Annotated in this window: 20 protein-coding genes and 5 tRNA genes; 5 read left to right on the forward strand and 20 right to left on the reverse strand. The window is 42.2% G+C overall.

Going from position 1 to position 22,551, the window contains the following annotated elements:
- Positions 1 to 145: 145 nt before the first annotated feature.
- From lnt to B6K83_RS02650, 7 genes are all read right to left on the reverse strand, one after another.
- Positions 146 to 1,717 (reverse strand): apolipoprotein N-acyltransferase, encoded by a 1,572-nt coding sequence (gene lnt, locus B6K83_RS02620; RefSeq protein WP_085282937.1) that lies wholly within the window; start codon positions 1,715 to 1,717, stop codon positions 146 to 148.
- Positions 1,718 to 1,722: 5 nt separating this feature from the next.
- Positions 1,723 to 2,601 (reverse strand): HlyC/CorC family transporter, encoded by an 879-nt coding sequence (locus B6K83_RS02625; RefSeq protein WP_085282938.1) that lies wholly within the window; start codon positions 2,599 to 2,601, stop codon positions 1,723 to 1,725.
- Between the two features lie 188 nt (positions 2,602 to 2,789).
- Positions 2,790 to 3,260 (reverse strand): rRNA maturation RNase YbeY, encoded by a 471-nt coding sequence (gene ybeY / locus B6K83_RS02630; RefSeq protein ID WP_085282939.1) that lies wholly within the window; start codon positions 3,258 to 3,260, stop codon positions 2,790 to 2,792.
- Positions 3,250 to 4,311, reverse strand: a complete 1,062-nt coding sequence (locus B6K83_RS02635; protein ID WP_085282941.1) for a PhoH family protein — start codon at positions 4,309 to 4,311, stop codon at positions 3,250 to 3,252. The genes ybeY and B6K83_RS02635 overlap by 11 nt, the downstream gene beginning before the upstream one ends.
- Before the next feature lie 83 nt (positions 4,312 to 4,394).
- Positions 4,395 to 5,837 (reverse strand): tRNA (N6-isopentenyl adenosine(37)-C2)-methylthiotransferase MiaB, encoded by a 1,443-nt coding sequence (gene miaB / locus B6K83_RS02640; RefSeq protein WP_085282943.1) that lies wholly within the window; start codon positions 5,835 to 5,837, stop codon positions 4,395 to 4,397.
- A gap of 124 nt (positions 5,838 to 5,961) precedes the next feature.
- Entirely contained in the window at positions 5,962 to 8,877 is a 2,916-nt protein-coding gene (locus B6K83_RS02645; protein ID WP_139175477.1) for a ligand-binding sensor domain-containing protein, read from the reverse strand.
- Positions 8,813 to 9,262: a hypothetical protein gene (locus B6K83_RS02650; protein ID WP_085282947.1), complete on the reverse strand. Its 450-nt coding sequence runs from the start codon at positions 9,260 to 9,262 to the stop codon at positions 8,813 to 8,815. Before B6K83_RS02650 ends, B6K83_RS02645 begins: the two co-directional genes overlap by 65 nt.
- Before the next feature lie 112 nt (positions 9,263 to 9,374).
- Between B6K83_RS02650 and B6K83_RS02655 the strand changes: the two genes are divergently transcribed.
- Together B6K83_RS02655 and B6K83_RS02660 are read left to right on the forward strand one after the other, a co-directional pair.
- On the forward strand, positions 9,375 to 10,028 hold the full coding sequence (locus B6K83_RS02655) for a 2OG-Fe(II) oxygenase family protein (protein WP_085282949.1): 654 nt from the start codon (positions 9,375 to 9,377) through the stop codon (positions 10,026 to 10,028).
- A 27-nt stretch (positions 10,029 to 10,055) separates the two neighbouring features.
- A complete protein-coding gene (locus B6K83_RS02660) occupies positions 10,056 to 11,231 on the forward strand; it encodes an FAD-dependent oxidoreductase (RefSeq protein ID WP_085282951.1) in 1,176 nt (391 codons plus the stop codon).
- Positions 11,232 to 11,488: 257 nt separating this feature from the next.
- On the opposite strand, the gene B6K83_RS02665 is transcribed toward B6K83_RS02660, so the two are convergent.
- The 13 genes from B6K83_RS02665 to lolB form a co-directional block, all read right to left on the reverse strand.
- Positions 11,489 to 11,573: transfer RNA gene (locus B6K83_RS02665), tRNA-Leu, on the reverse strand.
- Positions 11,574 to 11,635: 62 nt separating this feature from the next.
- Positions 11,636 to 11,710, reverse strand: a tRNA-Gln gene (locus B6K83_RS02670).
- Positions 11,711 to 11,778: 68 nt separating this feature from the next.
- A tRNA-Gln gene (locus tag B6K83_RS02675) sits at positions 11,779 to 11,853 on the reverse strand.
- A gap of 53 nt (positions 11,854 to 11,906) precedes the next feature.
- Positions 11,907 to 11,991: transfer RNA gene (locus B6K83_RS02680), tRNA-Leu, on the reverse strand.
- 28 nt (positions 11,992 to 12,019) lie between these two features.
- Positions 12,020 to 12,096: transfer RNA gene (locus B6K83_RS02685), tRNA-Met, on the reverse strand.
- A 431-nt stretch (positions 12,097 to 12,527) separates the two neighbouring features.
- Complete coding sequence (gene ychF / locus B6K83_RS02690) at positions 12,528 to 13,619, reverse strand: redox-regulated ATPase YchF (RefSeq protein ID WP_085282953.1); 1,092 nt, start codon at positions 13,617 to 13,619, stop codon at positions 12,528 to 12,530.
- 31 nt (positions 13,620 to 13,650) lie between these two features.
- Positions 13,651 to 14,235, reverse strand: a complete 585-nt coding sequence (gene pth, locus B6K83_RS02695) for an aminoacyl-tRNA hydrolase (protein ID WP_085282955.1) — start codon at positions 14,233 to 14,235, stop codon at positions 13,651 to 13,653.
- Positions 14,236 to 14,375: 140 nt separating this feature from the next.
- Entirely contained in the window at positions 14,376 to 15,002 is a 627-nt protein-coding gene (locus tag B6K83_RS02700; protein ID WP_085282957.1) for a 50S ribosomal protein L25/general stress protein Ctc, read from the reverse strand.
- Between the two features lie 281 nt (positions 15,003 to 15,283).
- On the reverse strand, positions 15,284 to 15,442 hold the full coding sequence (locus B6K83_RS18200; protein WP_158088311.1) for a hypothetical protein: 159 nt from the start codon (positions 15,440 to 15,442) through the stop codon (positions 15,284 to 15,286).
- A gap of 20 nt (positions 15,443 to 15,462) precedes the next feature.
- The gene (locus B6K83_RS02705) at positions 15,463 to 15,975 is read right to left on the reverse strand and encodes a hypothetical protein (protein ID WP_085282959.1); all 513 of its coding nucleotides are present in this window, start codon (positions 15,973 to 15,975) and stop codon (positions 15,463 to 15,465) included.
- A gap of 281 nt (positions 15,976 to 16,256) precedes the next feature.
- Complete coding sequence (locus B6K83_RS02710; RefSeq protein WP_139175475.1) at positions 16,257 to 17,204, reverse strand: ribose-phosphate pyrophosphokinase; 948 nt, start codon at positions 17,202 to 17,204, stop codon at positions 16,257 to 16,259.
- Between the two features lie 125 nt (positions 17,205 to 17,329).
- Positions 17,330 to 18,190, reverse strand: a complete 861-nt coding sequence (gene ispE, locus B6K83_RS02715) for a 4-(cytidine 5'-diphospho)-2-C-methyl-D-erythritol kinase (RefSeq protein WP_198951648.1) — start codon at positions 18,188 to 18,190, stop codon at positions 17,330 to 17,332.
- A gap of 10 nt (positions 18,191 to 18,200) precedes the next feature.
- Positions 18,201 to 18,815 carry a lipoprotein insertase outer membrane protein LolB gene (gene lolB, locus B6K83_RS02720; RefSeq protein WP_158088312.1) on the reverse strand — a complete coding sequence of 205 codons (615 nt, stop codon included), beginning with the start codon at positions 18,813 to 18,815 and terminating at the stop codon, positions 18,201 to 18,203.
- Between the two features lie 279 nt (positions 18,816 to 19,094).
- Between lolB and hemA the strand changes: the two genes are divergently transcribed.
- From hemA to prmC, 3 genes are all read left to right on the forward strand, one after another.
- Positions 19,095 to 20,363: a glutamyl-tRNA reductase gene (gene hemA, locus B6K83_RS02725; protein WP_085282966.1), complete on the forward strand. Its 1,269-nt coding sequence runs from the start codon at positions 19,095 to 19,097 to the stop codon at positions 20,361 to 20,363.
- A gap of 192 nt (positions 20,364 to 20,555) precedes the next feature.
- Positions 20,556 to 21,644 (forward strand): peptide chain release factor 1, encoded by a 1,089-nt coding sequence (gene prfA / locus B6K83_RS02730; protein WP_085282968.1) that lies wholly within the window; start codon positions 20,556 to 20,558, stop codon positions 21,642 to 21,644.
- Positions 21,645 to 21,685: 41 nt separating this feature from the next.
- Complete coding sequence (prmC, locus tag B6K83_RS02735) at positions 21,686 to 22,543, forward strand: peptide chain release factor N(5)-glutamine methyltransferase (RefSeq protein ID WP_408607167.1); 858 nt, start codon at positions 21,686 to 21,688, stop codon at positions 22,541 to 22,543.
- Positions 22,544 to 22,551: the final 8 nt, after the last annotated feature.

Here is a 22,551-nt window from a genome sequence, read left to right on the forward strand (position 1 = left end):
TTTTCCCCCGAATGTCAAAACCAGTGCTGATTCATAAGCAAGGCCATTTGCCAATGAGCACTGATATAGACTAAGTCGTGCTAAGTGGCGAAAAGGTTTAAAAGTAAGGTAAGTTTTTTGCTATCAGTGCTTCAAGCTGACAGCTTTAACGTCGATTTTTGGTGTTGTAATAGCGTTGGCGCTGGCGCAGAACAGCAAAGGTTAACAGCAGTAGGGGGATGCTAAAGTCGATAAAACGTGTGTAGCGAGCGTAAGGGGTTAGACCGGAGACTAATGCCACATCAGCCGTTAGCACAGCCTCTTGAAATTGCGGTATTTGGTGACTGATTTGGCCTTGGTGATCAACCACAGCGGTAATGCCGTTATTAGTGGCGCGTAAAAATGGCCGACCAAACTCCAATGCGCGCATTCTGACAATTTCTAAGTGTTGATGCGGACCATGCGAGTCGCCAAACCATGCGTCATTGCTTACCGTGAGTAATAAATCAGTTTGCTCAGAAAAATTCGCACTTAACTGCTCAGCAAAAGCCACTTCAAAGCAAATTAACGGCAACAGCTGATAGCCATTGGCAGTTAAATTGTTTTGCACATAGTTGCCACGACTAAAGGAGGACATAGGTAAGTTAAAAAACGGCGCAAGTGGTCGTAACCAGTCACCAAAGGGCACAAATTCGCCAATGGGCAACAAGTGATGTTTGCTGTAGCGATTTTGATTATTATAGTGATAGCTACCTTGGCTATCATCAGCACTGCTTTTGCCTAATACTAGAATATTATTGTAGTAATTTTTCGTCGCTAAGTTGTAATCAATAATGCCGGAAATAATAGCACTGTTATTAAGTAGCGCGGAGCTTTGCGCTAACTGTAAAAAGTCTTGTGCTTGATGGCTTGGCTCTACCGCGGTAATGGCGGATTCTGGCCAAATAATGAGCTCTGCCGGATAATGTTGCCGGGTTAAGTCTAAGTATTTAAGCATACTCGGCCAGGTTAGCTCAGGTGCCCATTTCATTTCCTGCTTGATATTGGCTTGTACTAACAAGGTTTTCACTGTTTTGCCGGTTGTTTGCACCCAAGTTAACTGTTGAAAAATTACGCTAGCCATGCTGATGAGCGCCAATAAACTGATATTGAGCAGAACTTGTCGCTGTTTAATGAGTTCAACTATGACAATGCTGATAATAATAACTAAGGCAGTAATGCCTTTTTCCCCTATCACAGGAGCAAAGCTGGCTAAAGGGCCATCAATTTGGCTATAACCGAGTGTCAGCCAAGGAAAGCCGGTTAGAAACACACCACGGAGAAACTCAGCAAAAAGCCAAATGGGGAGTAACAGCCAAAGGTTGAGCTGCTGCTGGTGCGAAAATCGCGCCGCTAAATAACAGGCAAGCGTCAGAAATAACGCTAAATAAAGGCACAATAGTAACATCAGCAATATTGATACTGCGAGTGGTAAGCCGCCAAACTGGTCGATACTGACATGCACCCAGCTTATGCCGGCAGAAAACCAAGCAAGTGCAAAGATAAAGCCTTGCTTTGCTGCTGCTTTAGGAGCTTTTCCTTGCATTGAGTAGAGCCAGCTTGGCAAAATAATCGCCAATAGCCAATATTGGGAAAATGGCGCGTAGCAAAACACCAGCGCCAGACCTAAGAAGAAGCTCAGCGCATTGCTTTTATTGGTTATGTTGCGCTGAATTGTTTTAATGAATGAACTGAACATTGGGGTTAATCAGCATCTTTACCGACCGCAACATGATCCTTAGGAATGGTAACTTGCAAGGTTTGAATACGGCGATTATCTGCCGCGGTAATTTTAAAGGTGATTTTATTAATACTGACTTTTTCGCCTTTTTTCGGCATGTGGCCAAAGTGTTGCAAGACTATGCCGCCTATGGTGTCGGCATCATTTTCATTAAATTGAAAGTCAAAATAGCTATTAAAGTCAGCAATATCGGTCAGCGCTTTCACTTGAAAGACTTGCCCAGCTAAATGTTTGATATCTTCTTCGAGGGTATCGTCCGTTTCATCTTCAATTTCGCCAACAATTAGCTCTAAGATATCTTCAATGGTCACGACACCAGAAACACCACCGTATTCATCCACCACAATCGCCATGTGATAACGTTGTTGGCGAAACTCTTTTAATAGTGGATCAACTTTCTTGCTTTCGGGCACAATAATGGCGGGGCGAATAACTTGTGAGATGCTAAAGCTATCGGAGATCTTATTAAAACCATAAGCTAATAAGTCTTTTGCTAATAAGATACCTTCAACGTCATCAATATCGTCATTAATCACCGGAAATCGAGAGTGGCCTGACTCAACTATGGTTTCAAGCGATTGTTCAAGCGGGTCGTTAATATCTAAAGTCACCATTTGTGAACGTGGGATCATAATGTCTCGCACACGCATATCAGATACTTCGAGCACGCCTTCAATCATTTGTTTAATTTCAGGGTTGATAATTTCACGATCTTCCGCATCATTTAATGCGTCAGCGAGTTGGTCTGTATTATTCGGCTCTCCAGTAAACACTTGCATAATTTTATCCAAGATAGATTTATTTGAAGAACCGTTACTAGAGTGGGGGTGGTCGTCGCTCATAGAGCCTTTTTATTTCCTGTTAGTTGAATTTAGCCTTGCTAGCAGGCTAGTTTGTAACCGATTTCGGTTAATTTCAAGTGCTAAATCGTGGTTTAGTTACTTCTCTCTTCATTTTACTGCAGTAGATCAAATGAATTAAGACAATTTTTTACTATAAATGAGCATTAGGCTTGAGCCTGTGCTGCTAATTACATGGTCTCACTTTCACTATAGGGATCAGCAAAGCCTAATGTCGCCATGATTTTTCGCTCAAGCGCTTCCATTTGTTCTGCTTCATCATCTTGTATGTGATCATAGCCGAGTAAATGTAAGCAACCATGTATGACCATGTGTGCCCAGTGCGCATTAAGCGGCTTGTTTTGCGCCTTCGCTTCTTGTTTGACAATAGCGGTGCAGATAACTAAGTCACCTAATAAATCAAGTTCAATACCGTCAGGGAGTTCAAATGGAAATGATAAAACATTGGTGGCGTTATCTTTACCGCGGTATTGATAATTCAATTGTTGGCTTTCGTCGATATTGACTAGGCGTATGGTAAGCTCATACGGCTTATTAAATGCGGTCAGCGCAGCTTCGGCCCATGTTTGGAATAGCGCTTTGCTAGGCACTGCGCTGTCGTCACTGGCCTGCTGTAGATCAAGGATAATGTTACTGGTCATTATGGTCATCTTGATTTTGAGCGCTTGTTTGCTGGGCCTTTAATTTATCGTTTTTTCGGCGGTTTTCTTTCTGCTCATGGTCTTCGTACGCTTGCACTATATGCGCGACAACTGGGTGCCTGACCACGTCTTTTGCTTGGAAAAAGTTGAAGCTAACACCGGGAATATCCACTAGTACTTCTATGGCATGGCGCAAACCTGACTTTTGGCCACGGGGCAAGTCTACTTGGGTAATATCACCCGTGATCACCGCACGAGAGTTGAAACCAATACGCGTTAAAAACATTTTCATTTGTTCAACTGTGGTATTTTGGCTTTCATCGAGAATAATAAAGGCATCGTTTAAGGTTCGGCCACGCATATAAGCGAGCGGCGCCACTTCAATGACATTACGTTCGATCAGTTTTTCTACTTTTTCAAAGCCCAGCATTTCAAACAGTGCATCATAAAGGGGGCGCAGGTAAGGATCGACTTTTTGTGATAAGTCACCGGGTAAAAAGCCGAGTTTTTCACCCGCCTCTACTGCGGGGCGCGTCAACAGTATGCGTCTAATTTCCTGACGCTCTAAAGCATCAACAGCACACGCCACCGCTAAATAGGTTTTACCTGTACCAGCAACGCCTACGCCAAAGCTAATGTCATTAGTGATGACATTACGAACATAGTTTTGTTGATTTTCATTACGAGGCTTGATTAAACCGCGCTTGGTTTTAATGGTTACCATCTCATCATATTTAGCATCAAGCGCAGTCGGTGCGGCCTCTAAAACGTCGGCATCAAGGATAGCTAAATGCACCAAATCAGCAGCGATAGTTTTAGCCTTGCCTTTAACTGTTTGTGTTTCAAGGTAAAGGTTGAGTAAGATTTTTTTTACCGCCAAGCTGTGTAAGTTGCTGCCAGTGACTTTAAAGGCATGGCCGCGATAGCTGATTTCAACCCCCATGCGGCGTTCGATAGTTTTTAAGTTATCATCCATCGCGCCGCATAAATTGGCTAAACGATCATTGTCGGCTGGAGAAAGTTCAAAGTTAATGCTGATATTTTTACTCAATTGTAGATCCTGTTGCAAACAAACATGAAGCGCGGCATGGCAAATCTCTGCTTTGCCATGCCGGATAAAAAGCTTTAGCTACCTTAAGGGGTAAAAGTTGCCACGCCCAACTCATCAACCGCGTTGTCGCTAGCAAGGTGATGGCTGTTCGCTAAAATATCAGCCGGAGAATGTGCAATACGCAAGCCCATTTCACTTTCTTGGCGTACTAGTTCACCGCGCAGTGAGTTGGCATAGACATCGGTGATTTTGACATCAACAAATTGGCCAATAACGGTATGCGGGGCAACAAAGTTGACGATGCGGTTGTTTTCGGTGCGACCGCGCAACTCCATTGGGTTCTTCTTCGAAGGCCCTTCAACTAAAATACGTTGCTCGGTATTTAGCATGTTGCGGGCAATGCGCAACGCCTGTTGGCTTATGCGGTCTTGCAATATTTGTAAGCGCTGTTTTTTAACGTCATCGCTGATATCGTCTACCATGTCAGCGGCAGGCGTACCAGGGCGGGCGCTGTATATAAAGCTGAAACTCAAATCAAAGTCGACTGCTTTAATTAAGTTCATGGTTGCTTCAAAGTCTTCATCAGTTTCACCTGGAAAGCCGATAATAAAATCAGAAGACATGCAGATATCAGGGCGTACTTTTTTCAATTTACGAATTTGCGACTTATACTCGATTGCGGTATGACCACGCTTCATTTGTGTTAAAATACGATCAGAACCACTTTGCACTGGTAAGTGTAAGTGACTGACTAACTCGGGCACATCTGCGTAGACATCGATGATATCATCGGTAAACTCAATCGGGTGTGAGGTGGTATAGCGAATACGATCAATGCCATCGATAGTGGCGATTAAGCGTAAAAGCTCGGAAAAACGGCAAATGCTGCCGTCATGCATTTCACCACGATAACCGTTAACGTTTTGACCAAGCAGGTTAACTTCACGCACCCCTTGCTCTGCCAGTTGGGCAATCTCATAAAGTACATCATCTAGCGGGCGACTAACTTCTTCGCCGCGTGTGTAGGGCACAACACAGAAAGTACAGTATTTGCTGCAACCTTCCATGATAGAAACAAAAGCGGTTGCGCCTTCGGCTTTTGGCTCAGGTAAGCGGTCAAACTTTTCAATTTCCGGAAAACTCACATCAACTACAGGGCTTTTAGTGCCGGTGACTTGTTGGATCATCTCAGGCAAGCGGTGTAGGGTTTGTGGCCCAAAAACCATATCCACATACGGAGCACGTTGTCGAATGGCATCGCCTTCTTGCGAGGCAACACAACCTCCAACACCTATCACGAGTTCCGGCTTGTTTTCTTTCAGGTTTTTCCAGCGGCCTAATTGATGAAAGACTTTTTCTTGTGCCTTTTCGCGAATAGAGCAGGTATTGAGTAAGATCACGTCGGCATCTTCTGCTTCTTCGGCTAATTCAAAGCCATGGGTTGAGTCTAATAATTCCGCCATCTTCTGCGAGTCATACTCGTTCATCTGACAGCCCCAAGTTTTGATGTAAAGCTTCTTACTCATTTTTTTGCGCCTAATTTTTACAATGAAATTGATTCTAGTTTTTGCTAGAGAATTTAAGGAGGCGTATTTTACTCTTTCTTTGGCTATGATGCTAGTTTAGAAATTGGCGTCTACATAAAAGCGATTATTGCGAATAGCTGTGTGCAGAAACCTTAAGCAATGGTATCGAAATGATGATCTCACTGCCGTGCTCTTGGTTGTCATAGGTGTGAAAGGTGGCGTTAAATTTATTTGCGACTTGACGAATATAATACATGGCCATATCAAAATTAATTTTACTGCTAAACTGGCTGAAACTTTGTTCATTATCGGTAATTTTTAGCCAAATTTTATCATTGTTTTGCTTTATTTGTATCGCGAAAACCCCCCCATTGCCATTGGTCACCGCAGCTAAAATTGCTTGAAATATAATGCGATAAATTGCACTTTGAATAGCGTAATCTACTTGATTGTCGTCGATGTCTAACTGCAAACTAATTAAAACATGATATTGGGCATGGAAGTGGTCGACGAGGTAAGGCAGTGCGACAGACAAAGAGCTACCCGATAAGCTACTGGGTTCATGGTGACTATTTTTACTGGCTAGTTCATCTAAACACTCTGTCAGCAGTGCTTTAATGTTTTGTCGCTGTGTTTCGCCTTGTGCTATCGCTCTATTGTTACTTTTTTCTGTCGCTTGTTCTACTGACGTTATGCTCGCTAGCGCTTTGATTAATTTTCGGCGTATCAAGGCTGTTGATTGGCTGTTGGTATTTATTTCTTCTTCTAGCAAGCGATGAATATGACTAATAGAGCGTGATCTTAAGTAAAGTAACCAAGCAGTTAATAAAATAATTGCCGTTAGCAACACCGCGTAGATAATGCGGCTATGGGGGTGCCAGTACCATGGGTAAGCAACGTTAATATCGGCATAAGTACGTGAATTGCTCCATTGGCCTAGACTATTGGTGCCCATGATTTCAATATGGTATTCACCGGACGAGAGGCCAGTCAACGTCAATTGTTGGCCATTTATGTCATACCAATCACCGCCATTGATCTGGTATTTAAATTGTTTTTTTTGCCCCGCTCGAAAGTCTAAGCTTGCTAACTCAAAGGTGACAATATCATTCGGCGACTCGATATTAATTGAGCGACTGAGTAATTCAGCTTTACCAGAAGCTATGGTTTTACTGATATATACCTTGGCATTTAAAGTGTTTTCGTTAGTTAGCGGCACGGCTAAAATGCCGCCATAATGGCTCGCATAGATCTTATTGTTGAGTAACACTTGTTTCTTGCTAAAGCTATACTGCTCAGAGTTGGCGACCATATTTAGCTGGTAATTTTCTGGATTAAGACGGTATAAACCCGGTCGACCAGAAATCCATATTTCATCGTTGATAAAGCTCATGTAACCAAACACAACATTTTTCGCTAAGTGGGATAACAACTCTCCTTGTAAGTTAAAAACAAATAAACCATCTCCATTAGTGGTGGCAAATATTTTTCCTTGGTATGCCAGTAAAGAGATGACTTTACTTTCAGCAAAGCGTTTAATATGCGTAACCTTGTTGGTATCGGCATCAACAATATCAATACCCACAGATGTCGCAACCCAAAGCTTATTGTCCGCTAAGGGCAAGATATCAAGCACTTCGCCTGAGCGCAGCAATGCCGCTTCAATGTGATAGGCAATACGCTTTTGGCGCAGGTCGTATTTTATTAACCCGTTAGCATTGGTGGCTAAATAGAGCGCGTGATCTTGGTAGCGCATGGCCAGCAAAAGTAAGTTGTTGTTATGAAAAGGAACGCGAGTTAATGTTTGCTGTTCAGTGTCAAAACGCCATAAACCGTCAAAAGTGGTAATGTAAATATTACCTTGGTATGAATATAGGTCAGTGATAAATTTAGCTTTTGTGGTTAAAGCGTCATTAATATTGTTCGGCAATAAACGGCTTTGCTCAACAAGCGTATGTAGGCCACTGCCATAACTGCCAATCACGAGTTGTTCTTGATGCACAGCTAACGCCATGGCATTGATGTCGACATCAAATATTTTTTCAATGTTGGTGGCAATTGAGGGCATGACTTTTTCAATGCCGTGGTTCGACAACACCCATAATACGCCGGTATTATCTTGATAAAGTTTCTCAACTCGGGCAGGTTTAATGTTTGGATAGTTATGGGCTACTTTGGCTAAGTTGCTGAGTTTAAATTGGCTAATTACCCCATTAACATCTATCGCTAACAAGCTGCTTTTATCTTGGCTATGTGCTAATGCTGAAATTGTAGCACTGAGCTGTGTTGTTTGTTTTCGCCCCTTATCAGCAAGGCTGATGAGTTTTTCCCCTTTCGCAATAAGCAAGGTGTCAGCCGCTGCCGTCATGGCTGAGATCGGGCCAGACTCAATTTGCTCAAGGGTTTTACCTACAACGCGAAATACGCCATCGTCAGTGCCAATATATAAGTACTGTTGCGTGTGCTCTAAAAAGTTGATGTTAACGTTATTTGCGATCACCTGTGTGGTGCTTGAGCGCGGGTCAACTTGATATAATTTATAATGGACATTGAGAAAGTAGTTACCTTGATGCGCGGTAACTTGGTAAACACTATTGTGATGGATATCGGCGGGCAGTTCAGTGGCTTTTCCTGAGTTGGTATCAAAGAGCCATAAACGGTGGGTTTCTGTGGCTAACAGTAATTGATCATTAGCGAGTAGGCTGATGTCATTGATCCAGTTAAAGGGTAGCGGCCAATCTTTATTTTTATTATTAAAGACAATATTGTTTTCACTATCATGTCTAATCAAACCATTAGTGCTTGCAAGCCAAATAAAGCCTTTGGTGTCTTGTATGATTGAGCCGCTATGAATATAGCGGCCATTTAATTCACTGGCATTAACAACCGCTGAACACCAACTTGCCATCAGCAGCAAACATGGCACAAGCGAGCGCCATGAATTTGTATTTTGACTGACATTAGTAGCAAATAGGTTAGCTAATACTTGCAGGTGCTTCTTTAGGTGGGTGGCGCTCTTCACCACAAACGGCATAAACATTAGGCACCTGATCATCTTGACCTGGCTTTTGTACCAATAGGTAGCTGGGCTTTCGGGGCGAGTTTTCGGTTTGTTTATTGTTCCACGCGCGACGCACATTGTCAGCATGCTCTTTTCCATATTTTACTTCAAACGCAGTGGCGATTAATTCCACACCAAAGTCATCCATCACCATGATGGCGTTGTCATGGTAGCCACTTGTGGAATCAAAATCTATACCGACGGTTAAAACCTTATTGTTTGGTAACACTAAATTGGCTTTTAGCTGGGCAATAACGGCGCGATCTTCTTGTGCGGTTAATTGTGTTAGGTTGTCCTTTTCGCGTAGGTCATAGACAAGGTTAATGTCTTTACTGACGCGGCGTTGCTTTTGTAAAGCGGTCATAGCTGTCCCTTACTGGTATTTATTGTTATTAAATTGTTAACTGCATTTTGATTATAACCAACAAAAATGTTATTGGTAAAATATATATCGTTAGTTGGGTTTTAGGTGTGCAATGCAATGGTTTGAAAAATTAGAAAACAATGGTTTTGTGCAAATCGCAGCGTTTTTACCTTACCAACAAGCCAGGCAACTACGCACTAAAATTGCTCAGCGGGGCCACTTTAAACAGTGGAATTTGTTGACCACGCCGTATCAACCTTTATCCAGGATTAAAGACCGTATTTCTACTAAGGTGATCGATAACCGCAGACATGTACAAGCAGCACAAGCCTTGCAGCGACAGCAATTCTCGTTTTCGTTTTATCGTTCCAGCAATAAACACGCTAAGCAACATGGACAAGCGGCCTTGCATCAAGACTTAGGAAGCAAAGTGGTTGCGTTATTAAAAGCCCAGGGATTAGTGACAGGGCAGTTGCAAGACTCATTTTTTGCGAGTTTTAAAAAAGGTCAGTTTATCAGTTATCACAGCGATGGTAATGCGGGCAAGTACGCTTTTATTTATCAATTATCTAGCGGTTGGCAATATCAATTTGGTGGCCAGTTAGAGCTTTACCCGAAAAAACTAAAATTTTTTAAACACGTACTTGCGCCAACCTTTAATACCCTAACCTTATTAAAGTTATCACACCCAATGCCACATAGTGTCAGGGTGTTAAATAATCCTGCACATAAACATCGAATTACCATATCAGGTTGGGTAGAATAACCTAAGGTTTTTAAAAGCAAAGTTATTATGAATCAATTTGATTGTGTAGTGGTTGGCGGCGGCATGGTCGGTGCAGCTAGTGCGTTGTCGTTAGCTGAGTTAGGTTTAAAGGTTGCCGTGATTGAAAAATACGCACCTGAAGCGTTTGCAGCTGAGCAAGCGTTTGATCTAAGAGTGTCAGCAATATCGCTTGGCACTGAGCAACTTTTAACGCAACTTGGCGCTTGGCAAGCATTAACGCAATGGCGCATCTGCCCTTACAAGCGTTTAGCCGTATGGGAGCGTGCAGAAAGTTATACCGAATTTAGTGCTGATGCTATACAACAAAGCCATTTAGGCCATATCGTTGAAAATCGATTGCTGCAGCTTGCTTTATGGCAACAATTACAACAACACACAAATGTGACATTAATGTGTCCAGAAAACGTAAAGAATTTAGCGCAAGATGCGACAGGCGTTAAGCTCACCTTAGCCTCAAAAGTCATAGAGGCAAGTTTAGTTGTTGCAGCTGATGGTGCTAATTCAATGGTGCGCAAATTGGCGCATATTGGCACCACGGGTTGGGACTATGCGCAATCGGCTATGTTAATTAATGTTGCAACGCAGCAGCCACAGCAAGATATTACTTGGCAGCAATATTTACCAACAGGACCATTAGCAATGTTACCTATGCCTGGGCAACATGCCTGTCTGGTTTGGTATCATCAGAAAGCGGAAATCAAACGATTAGCGAGTTTGTCGGATCAGCAATTAACTCAAGCCGTTCAGCAGCATTTTCCAGAGCGATTAGGCGCGGTTGCTGTGCTTAATAAAGCCGCTTTTAGTTTAACGCGACGTCATGCTAACCAATATTATAAAAACAGGGTAGTCTTAGTTGGTGATGCAGCGCACAGTATTAATCCCATGGCAGGGCAAGGGGTAAATCTAGGTTTTAAAGATGTCAAAGCATTACAACAGGTAATCGCTCAGGCAATCAGTGATGGTGAGTCTTGGCATAATGAACAAGTTTTGGCTCGATATCAGCAAAAAAGGCGTACCGACAATCTGCTGATGATGACCACGATGGACGCACTCTATTTATCCTTTAGCCACGTTTCACCCTTGGTTAAGTTAGCGCGAAACGCTGGCTTGATGCTGGCGAATAAAGTACCGAGTATAAAAAATAAAGCATTAGCATACGCCTGCGGTATAAAGCTATCGTAACCTTGTTTAGGTAATGGATTGTGAGCAGATAAGCGTAAAAAAGAGTGCACCAGCGCGAGTCGGGCTTGCAAAGCGTTGCTTGGGATAGGCTTATGCTATTGGTTATTATTGGTTATTATTGGTTATTATTGGTTTCAGTGCTTTAACGCATGCTAATAAGCACTAAAGTTAAGTGATCACTTTTGTGAAACCAGAACATTGAGTCTTGTTGAGTAGCAGAGTTGGAGTTTGCAGTTAAAAAAAAGAAAAGTTTGAGATGGTGCGGGAGGAGAGACTTGAACTCTCACATCTTGCGATACTGGAACCTAAATCCAGCGCGTCTACCAATTCCGCCACTCCCGCATTTTCAGGTAGTTATCTCAAGATTAACCTTGAGCATATATAACAGTTAAAATAAAAGAAAGTGGCTGGGGTATGAGGATTTGAACCTCAGAATGACGGGATCAAAACCCGCTGCCTTACCGCTTGGCTATACCCCAACTGGATACTTTTAGGTTTAAGCGTATAACATTGCAAACTTTTATTTAGGGATAAACCTAAAAGAAAGTGGCTGGGGTATGAGGATTTGAACCTCAGAATGACGGGATCAAAACCCGCTGCCTTACCGCTTGGCTATACCCCAGCAATGTTACTTACTTTCACAGTGTTATTCTTGCAAATAAAACTGTCTTGAAATGGTACGGGAGGAGAGACTTGAACTCTCACATCTTGCGATACTGGAACCTAAATCCAGCGCGTCTACCAATTCCGCCACTCCCGCATTTCAATTTAACTTACAAAGAGTTAAATGGTGGCTACACCGGGATTTGAACCTGGGACCCCATCATTATGAGTGATGTGCTCTAACCAGCTGAGCTATGTAGCCTTTCCATCTTGCCTCTCAGCAAGTGGCGCGTATTATGCAAATCTGATTGGGCTACGTCAACCGTTTTTATCAAAAAAACGAGACTTTTTGATTGTTTGCTTATTCACTGTGCAATTTGGCTGTTATCTGTGCGAAAAGCAAGTAAAAGTCAGCCAGTGTAGCGGTATAAAATTTAGCTTGATGGATTCACTATGACAACCAAACAAGCAGAGAGGTTTGGGGGGAGTTATGCTAGCGCTAAGAAAACACACTATGCATTAGTTTTTGAGCTTTGAATGCAACAAATAATACTAAAAATTGAATGTTGCTAATGTAAATAGTTAACTGCCTAAAAGGGGAGTTTTAGCTCGGAAACGTTTGTTAATGGTAGGAGGCTAAAAAAAAGAGAGCAAAATTGCTCTCTTTTTGTTTTAGTTTGGTTTGTTAGTCACTTAAACGTTAAACCTAAAATGAATAACGTCGCCATCTTTTACGCGATAGTCTTTACCTTCTAAACGCCATTTGCCTGCTTCTTTGGCACCTGCTTCGCCGTTACAGGCAATAAAGTCATCATAAGCCACGACTTCTGCGCGGATAAAGCCTTTTTCAAAGTCAGTATGAATTACGCCAGCTGCCTGTGGTGCGGTAGCATTTTGTTTTACCGTCCAAGCGCGTACTTCTTTAACACCAGCGGTAAAATAAGTTTGTAGATGCAATAAACCATAGCCTGAGTTTATAACGCGGTTTAAGCCAGGCTCTTCCAAGCCCATTTCAGCCATAAACTCGGCTCTGTCTTCATCGTCCATTTCAGAGAGTTCGCCTTCAATTTCGGCACAAACGGCGACCACAACGGCATTTTCTTTTTCCGCTATCGCGTGGACTACGTCAAGGTAGGGATTGTTTTCAAAACCGTCATCGTTAACATTAGCGATATACATGGTGGGTTTAATGGTTAAAAAGTTTAAATACGCAACTGCGGCTTTCTCTTCTTTAGATAAAGCTAACGAGCGGATCATTTCACCATCTTCAACGTGCTTTAATATTTTTTCTAGTACCGGCAGTTCAAACTTAGCATCTTTATCACCGCCTTTGGCACGTTTGGTTTGGCGTTGAATGGCACGCTCTGCAGTGTCCATATCCGCTAATGCTAATTCGGTATTGATTACATCAATATCATCGGCAGGATCAATTTTGTTTGCCACATGAATAATGTTGTCATTTTCGAAACAACGCACCACATGTCCGATGGCGTCAGTTTCGCGAATATTGGCTAAAAATTTATTACCTAAACCTTCACCTTTTGAGGCACCCGCGACTAAGCCGGCAATATCGACAAACTCCATAGTGGTTGCCAATACTCGCTCAGGTTTGACAATCTCAGCTAAGGCGTCGAGACGAGGATCAGGCACAGGCACAACCCCAGTATTGGGTTCTATTGTACAAAAAGGGAAGTTTGCAGCTTCAATACCTGCTTTAGTTAACGCATTGAAAAGCGTTGATTTACCGACGTTGGGCAAGCCAACAATACCACATTTAAATCCCATGATGTTACCCTATAATATTATCGAAAATTGGTTATTGCGCTTTAAATGAATGTAGACGATTTTGCGCTTTTTTCACATCGTCTTGTTGCCAAATTTCAAAGCAGCGTGCTGCTTCATCTATCGCTTGGTCAATTAAATTTTGTTCGTTAGCTGGCGCCTTGCCCAGCACATGCCCCGTAACACGATCACGATGACCGGGGTGGTCAATACCTATGCGTAATCGATAAAAGTCTTTTTGATTTGCCAGTGAGGAAATAATATCTCTTAAACCATTATGACCACCGTGGCCACCACCTTGTTTAATTTTACAAACGCCCGGCTGCATATCTAGCTCATCGTGTGCGACCAGAATCTTGTCAATCGGGATTCGAAAAAAATTGGCTAATGGCGCGACAGCTTGGCCACTGCGATTCATAAACGTGGTAGGAATGAGAAGGTGAACTAATTGACCGGCAATTAAGCCTTTACCGTAAAGACCGGAATATTTTTTTTCTGGCTTGAGTGGAATATTAAAACGCGCTGCAAGTTCTTGAACGAACCAATCGCCCGCATTATGACGGGTTTTACTGTATTCTGCGCCCGGGTTCCCTAAGCCGACTACTAATTGAATCGTCATCTTATTACTACTCTTATTACGCAAACTTAGCGGTTGCCAAATTACTTATCAAAACCTGGTTGCGGTAAAACTAAAAAGCTTAAAGAAGAAGTGTTAAACCTTCCCCTTTAAGCTTGATTCACCGAGCGTAAAGTTAATTGTTACTCAGCTGGTGCTTCTTCTGTTGCTTCTTCTTCAGCGTCGTCGTCACTTGAGCCCTTAGGCGGGTTCAATGTTGCAATGGCGAGGTCATGGCTTTCACCTTTTGCTAATTCGTCAGCTGTAGCGCCTTTTGGCAATGCTATGTCTGATAAATGTATAGTTTGACCCATTTCTAAGTTTGCTACATCAATTTCGATGAACTCAGGAATGTCTGCTGGTAAACAAGTAATCGCAATATCTTTCACGTGGTGTACAACAGTACCGCCTGATTTTTCCGCAACATCTTCATTAAGGAAGTGGATTGGCGCGTTAACTTGTACAACGTGTTTTGCATCAATACGTAAAAAGTCTAAATGCATGATCACTTGCTTGTATGGGTGACGTTGCATGTCTTTTAAAAGACATTCAACTGGCTTACCGTCAACGTTAAGTGTTAAAACATGCGAGTAAAACGCTTCTTCTTGTTGTGCACGGTAAACATTTTTGTGCTCTAACGTTAAAGAAATAGGCGCTTTGCCTTCACCGTATAAAATGGCCGGAACTTTGTTCGCGTGACGTAGGCGGCGGCTCGCACCTTTCCCTAAATCAGTACGTACTTCAGCGTCCAATGTAAATAAGTCTGTCATGGGTTGTATCCATTATTGAGTAATTAAAAGTCGTTGCTTTTTGCGACCAAAAGCAACCTGTTCCTTATTTAGTAATCACAATTAGCTAAAAAAGGCGCCGCATAATAACACTCAAGAGCGACGAGATCTATTGTTATATGGCTTTATATTCGATCTATTTACTTAGGTGGTGGTGATAGCAAACATTGCGTGACATAACCAGTGAGGTTAGTTGCATCATTCAATAACCCATAGCAACAGTATTAACATTAGCGGCGTATTGTCGCTAACACCAAGCGTGCTTATTCTAAACCATATTGTCGACTGATGTTTTGATAAGTACCGTTACCTTTAGGTGTAAGGACGCAGTTATCGAGTTGCTTTAATAATTGTTTAGGGTTGCTAATGTTTTTTGAATACTTGGAAATGGTAATGTAATAATTTTTTTTCGTTTTTAGCATCTCATGAAATGCTATCTGATCTAATATTCCAAGTTGCTTGGCGTGCCAAAGCAAGGTTTCTTTTGAATTTGGCATGACATCAAAGCGCTGCGGGGTTGCCAGTAACTGGCTAAACATGGCTTCAACACTTTGCCCCGTGGCAACTTGATCAAGAAATTTTTTTGCTCGATGATTTTTAATAATTCTGGGGTATGAGCTAATCCGGGCAAGTGTCCTATTACCAAGGGCTCTAAGTCAGTGAAGCTATTAATTTTGAGCTTATTGTCTTTTTTAGAGGCGAGCACATAAGCCGAGCTAAATAACACTTCACTGGCGTAGTAAAGACTATCATTTCGTTCTGCTTTATAAGAGTAGACACTTATGTCTATCTCGCCTGTTTGCATATATACATGTGTTCGCTTTATCGGTAGGGTTTTATATTGGGCTTGATAAGTTGTTTGTTCAAGACAAATATCTAGGATTTCTTTACCAAACCCTATTTCGCTGCCCGTGCGCTCAGAGAAAAAAAGGTGGCCATTGTAAATTATTAACATAAACCGTTTTACTGCTTAGCAGGCCGGAGAACAAGACTAAGGCAATAGATAAGCTGTTGCAGGTAACACGTTTAAATAATGTCATTACACCTCGTTAAATTTCGCGTGATGAAATTAGTACTTATTAGCCTATTTTTTTATTGTTACCAACCTAGTATAGGCAAAGAAATTGGTGTTATCTAATTAAGGGCAGGTTAGCGTTGAGGAGTAGGGCTCAGGGAATAAAAAAGCACCTTTTAATAGGTGCTTTTTCAGTACTATTTTCAGTTCAGCATTAATACTTAAGCATCGAACATCGCAGAAATAGATTCTTCGTTACAAACACGGCGAATAGCCTCTGACAACATACCACTTAAGGTAAGTTGACGAACTTTGCCTAATGCTTTGATCTCTTTAGATAGTGGAATTGAATCAGTGACAACCACTTCATCAATAACAGAATTTTTTAAGTTTTCTGCTGCATTGCCTGAAAGTACTGGGTGGGTTGCATAAGCAAAAACACGTTTAGCGCCATGCTCTTTAAGTGCTTCAGCCGCTTTCGCTAGCGTGCCGCCAGTATCAATCATATCGTCAACAATAAAACAATCACGACCTTTAACATCACCAATAATATGCATGACTTGCGCAACATTGGCTTTTGGTCGACGTTTATCGATAATGGCAAGATCGGCATCATCTAATAATTTAGCAACGGCACGTGCACGGACTACACCACCGATATCAGGCGATACCACCACAGGGTTTTCAATGTTTTTTGCTAACATATCTTCTAACAAGATAGGGGTACCAAACACGTTATCCACTGGCACATCAAAAAAGCCTTGAATTTGTTCAGCATGTAAATCAACCGTTAATACACGGTCAACGCCAACGCTAGATAAGAAATCAGCAACAACTTTTGCGGTAATAGGTACTCGCGCACTGCGCACACGTCGGTCTTGACGGGCATAGCCAAAATAAGGCATAACCGCGGTAATGCGTCCAGCTGATGCACGACGTAGCGCATCTATCATTACGATAAGTTCCATCAGATTATCGTTGGTAGGGGCGCAGGTTGATTGAATAATAAAAACGTCCGCTCCACGCACATTTTCAGTAATTTCAACACTAATTTCACCATCACTAAAACTACCAATTTTGGCTTCGCCTAAGGTGATATATAAGCGATTAGCGATTTGTTTGGCCAGTTCAGGGGTGGCGTTACCCGCAAAAATTTTCATGTCAGGCACGGTCAGTTCCTCAGAAACTTTTGACATTTTAATTACGATACTGAATAAAACGGTAGGTTAAATATCAGCAAATTATTTTGTTTTTGCCAGTTTTATTTGGCATTTAGATGAAAACTCATCTGAACTTAATACTCATTTACCGCCGCAACAGCTGCATGTAAAGGTGATTGATTAAGCCCTTTAGCTACGAATGATTCAATGCCTGTGGGCAATAAAGACTGCACGTAGCAAGCGTCTTTTTTAGAGCTGAAACGTGAAAATATACAAGCACCCGTGCCAGTCATTTGAGACGGCGCGTATTCTACCAACCAAGCAAGTAATTTGGCAACCTCAGGATAATGTTTTATTACCCAGCTTTGACAATCATTACCATAATTTTCGATATCTGCGTCTTGGTATTGTATTGCTGGCGTATCTCGCTTGAGATCGTTGGCGCTAAACACACGAGCAGTAGCAATACTGCAGTTGGGTTTACTCACTAAGTACCAGTAGGTTGCAGGGGCAGCAGGGCTGAGCTTCTCACCTATTCCTTGTGCAAAAGCAGCAAAACCATGAATAAAAATGGGGACATCAGCGCCAAGTGACAGGCCGAGTTTTGCCAGTTCATCGATTGTTAACTTGGTTTCCCATAAGGCATTTAGCGCTAATAGAACGGTCGCCGCATTGGAAGAACCGCCGCCTAATCCTCCTCCCATCGGGAGTATTTTTTCTAGCTTGATCTCTGCCCCTAGTTGGCATTGTGTTGCTTGTTGCAGTAAATCTGCCGCTTTGATAATTAAGTTCTCGTTATTTTCAACCCCAGGAATTGGCGTGAGTAACTTGATGCTGCTATCTGAAGTTGCTTTCAGCGCTATAGTGTCGTGGTAGTCAAGAAATTGAAATACCGTTTCTAGTTGATGGTAGCCATTATCGAGCCGACCAACAATATGTAGAAATAAGTTTAATTTTGCTGGTGAAGGAAAGCTATAAAATTTTTCTTGCTTCAAAACAACCTCGTTAAATATGCCATGAATGAATAATAATTTTTATTCGTAAATCGTCTTGGCTAATGCTGAGTTGCTTCGCCAATTGAAAATTGCCGATATGGTGATATTTACTGTATTTAATCTGCCAATGCTGCTGATTATAAACACTGCGTAAAGTCTCAGGTAATTGAGTTTTGGCATGATAAGTAACTTCATCGCTGGGGAGGTATGCTAAGCCTTTTAGCCAATGGCTCATGGCACGAGTAGGTAAGTTTAACCCCGTTAATTGGTATATTAAGTTATCTAAATCATTGGTCTGATATTGCTGTCCATCAACGACTACGTTAAATAGCTTATCTTGTTTGGTAATGGCGAGCAGTTTAATGCCAAAGACTGTGGATAAATTTAAAGACTCGGTATTGTCACCACTATTTTTTTGCCAATGTAAGCTGGCACTTTCGCGTTTTTCATTGCTAATAAAGGCAATTTTTCCCACTATGGTCCAATCATCTAGTTGTGACAATTGCTGGTTACGACTATTGATATCTTGGCTGGTAAAGTTATCGGTCACAGGTTTATCGTTAATACTAGTACAAGCACTGACGATAATAATAAAAAAAAGGCTTATAAGCGCTTGGTAATACATAGTTTTCCTGTTTGAGTGCCTGATGAGCCATTCTACATTGATGTAAAAATAATAACCCATAGCAAAAATGTCTGATGCAAGCTTCGCTGCTAGCTTTCAATTTTAACTAAACTTTCGTAAAATTATCGCGATTTTTTGTCACAGATCATAGGTTTTTTTCTTTGTCTGAGAGATAATAGCGCCAATTAGACAGCTTTGGGTATAATTAAGCCTAGCTGATGGGGTCATTGCCACAGACTTTGCCTGTCATTAATAATTTTTTGGACACTATATATTCATATGTCGATAGTTGCATTAGGTATCAATCATAAAACCGCTCCAGTTGCGATTAGGGAAAAAATATCATTTAACCCTGATAACTTGAGTACCGCCTTACAGGAACTGATTAATTCAGTTGACTGTAAAGAAGCGGCGATTTTATCTACCTGTAATCGAACCGAATTATACCTTGTACAAAACGGAGACTTGGCGACAACACAACAGCGTTTAGTGCAATGGTTAGAGCAGCACCACAACGTACCTGCCTCAATTATTTCTTCTAGTCTGTATTGGCACCAAGGGCAGCAGGCGGTTAATCATATGATGCGAGTAGCTTGCGGACTTGATTCGCTAGTACTGGGCGAGCCGCAAATTCTCGGGCAAATGAAGCAAGCTTATAATCAAGCAAAAGCAGCCGGTTCAATGGCGCTGGTAATGGATCGCCTTTTTCAACGTACCTTTGGTGTCGCCAAACAGGTCAGAACCGACACAGAAATAGGCGCCAGTGCGGTTTCTGTAGCCTTTGCCGCAGTAAACCTTGCCAAGCATATTTTTGCGAGCTTAGATAAAACACGCGTACTATTAGTAGGTGCCGGTGAAACCATAGAGTTAGTGGCGAAACATTTATATGAAAACAATGTCGGCCATATCACAGTCGCGAATCGAACCTTAAGTCGTGCCGAGAACATGGCACATCAATTTGGCGCTGATGTGATCACGTTGGCGCAAATCCCTGAAATGATGGCGAACGCTGATATTGTTATTAGCTCAACCGGCAGTACCTTGCCTATAATCGGCAAAGGTATGGTGGAAAAAGCCTTAGCACAACGCAAGCATCGCCCTATGTTTATGGTTGATTTAGCCGTACCTCGCGATATTGAAGAACAAGTGGGCGATCTTGAAGATGTCTTTCTTTATACCGTCGATGATTTACAAAACATTATTGCCAAGAACTTAGATAACCGCCGAAAAGAAGCCATTTTAGCGGAAGGCATAGTGTCCGAGCAGTCCATGAGCTTTATGTCATGGCTTAGAGGCTTAAACACTCAGGATACTGTGATTTCATATCGCAAACAGTGTATGGCTAATCGTGATGTGTTACTGGAAAAAGCCAAGCAACAGTTAGCTGCTAATAAAGACCCAGAAGCGGTTATTGCAGAACTTGCGACGAAATTAACCAATAAATTCATGCATGCCCCCACCCGCGCCATACAGGCCGCGGCACAAGGCGGTCAGCTAGATAGGCTGATTTATCTACGCGATATTTTTGATATTGAGCATAAAGAGTAAAATCGGATTTTATCCGTATGTCGATTTACATTTACCCTCTCGTCTCATTGAAAGTGCGCGCTAGGCTCTTTATACTGCGTAAAAAATTTCCCTAATTTCCCGTATAAATAAGTATAAAATACTGCTTATTAGCCGATTAGCAGATATAATACGCGGGCAAATCAGCAATAATTGACAATAAAAGATCATTTAATGAATAAATCTGTTTACCAAAAACTTGAAATACTTGTCGAACGCTTTGAAGAAGTACAAGCCTTACTGTCTGATCCAGAAACCATTGCAGATCAAGAGAAATTTCAAGCGCTTTCAAAAGAGTTCTCACAGTTAGAAATCGTGACATCAGCATTTCACGCGTACCAAGAAGCAGAAAATGACTTCGCTACTGCCGAAGAAATGCTTAAAGATGACGATCCTGATATGCGTGAAATGGCGCAAGAAGAGTTTAAAGAAGCGAAAAAGCGAGTCGAAGAAATGACCGCTGAGCTACAGATTTTATTACTGCCTAAAGACCCCAAAGATGACAATAACTGTTTTGTAGAAATTCGTGCAGGTGCTGGTGGCGATGAAGCCGCAATTTTTGCAGGTGATTTGTTTCGTATGTATAGCCGTTATGCGGAAAAGCAAGGTTGGAAAATTGAGCTGATGAACGCCAATGAAAGTGAACAAGGCGGCTTTAAAGAGATTATTGCCAAAATTAATGGCGACGGTGTCTATGGTCAGATGAAATATGAGTCGGGCGGCCATCGCGTACAACGTGTGCCAGAAACTGAATCACAAGGGCGCGTTCATACCTCGGCGTGTACCGTTGTTGTGATGCCAGAGATCCCTGAATCACAAGCCATTGAAATTAATAAAGCCGATCTAAAAGTAGACACCTTTCGCGCCTCAGGAGCCGGTGGGCAGCATGTTAACAAAACAGATTCGGCAATCCGTATTACTCATATTCCAAGTGGTGTCGTGGTTGAGTGTCAAGATCAACGCTCACAACACAAAAACCGTGCCCAGGCGATGTCTGTGCTGCAAGCTAGGTTGCAACAAGCTGAAGATGAAAAACGTCGCAGTGCAGAAGAGTCGTCTCGCCGCAACCTAGTCGCTAGTGGTGATCGCTCTGAGCGCATTCGAACCTATAATTTTCCCCAAGGGCGTATGAGTGATCATAGGATCAACTTAACACTTTATCGTTTAAATGAGATCATGGAAGGTAACCTGCAACTGGTGCTTGAGCCCATAATGCAAGAAAGCCAGGCTGACTTACTGGCAGAGTTATCTGAGCAAAACTAGTGCCTAATAATGAAGTCACGCCAGAGTCATTGGTGAGGCAATTGTCATCAATGACCATACGCCAGCTAGTCGCTTATGGTCAGCAACAGTTATTGCCCCACTCAGACTCAGCCAAACTTGATACCGAACTGCTCATTTGTTTTGTGATGAATAAGTCACGTAGCTACCTATTAACTTGGCCAGAGCAGCAACTATCCGCTGCTGAATATCAGCACCTTGCGCGTTTATTGCAGCGACGACGCCAAGGAGAACCGATTGCTTACTTAGTGCAGCAAGCTGAGTTTTGGTCCTTACCTTTGCAAGTCTCCAATGCCACATTAATTCCGCGGCCCGATACTGAGTTATTGGTGGAGTTAGTGTTAGCCCATCATCAAGGTAACAGCATCAGCTGTTTAGACTTAGGAACCGGTACCGGTGCTATTGCCTTAGCGCTCGCATCAGAGCAGCCTGATTGGCAAATTACGGCCATAGATTATAGCCATGATGCGGTCAAACTGGCACAAGATAATGCGAGCCGTTTAGCCATGACGCGGGTAAGTATTTATCAAAGTCACTGGTTTGAGCAAGTGCCAACCACAGCGCGCTTCGATGTTATTGTCAGTAACCCACCTTATATTGATGAAAACGATCACCACCTTGAGCTGGGTGATGTAAGGTATGAGCCTAAAAGTGCTTTGGTTGCCGCAGATAATGGCTTAGCGGATATTAAAGCCATTGCCAGCCAAGCCCGAAGCTACTTAAACTGTGGTGGCTATTTGTATCTTGAACATGGTTATCAGCAAGGCAGTAGCGTACAACAGATATTAGCCGACTTAGGTTTTAGTCATATTGAAACCAAGCGAGATTATAATGACAACGAGCGGGTAACCTTTGCTTGTTTTTACATCAACCCTAAATAGCAATAATA

The organism is Colwellia chukchiensis, assembly GCF_002104455.1.
Lineage (GTDB): Bacteria > Pseudomonadota > Gammaproteobacteria > Enterobacterales > Alteromonadaceae > Cognaticolwellia > Cognaticolwellia chukchiensis.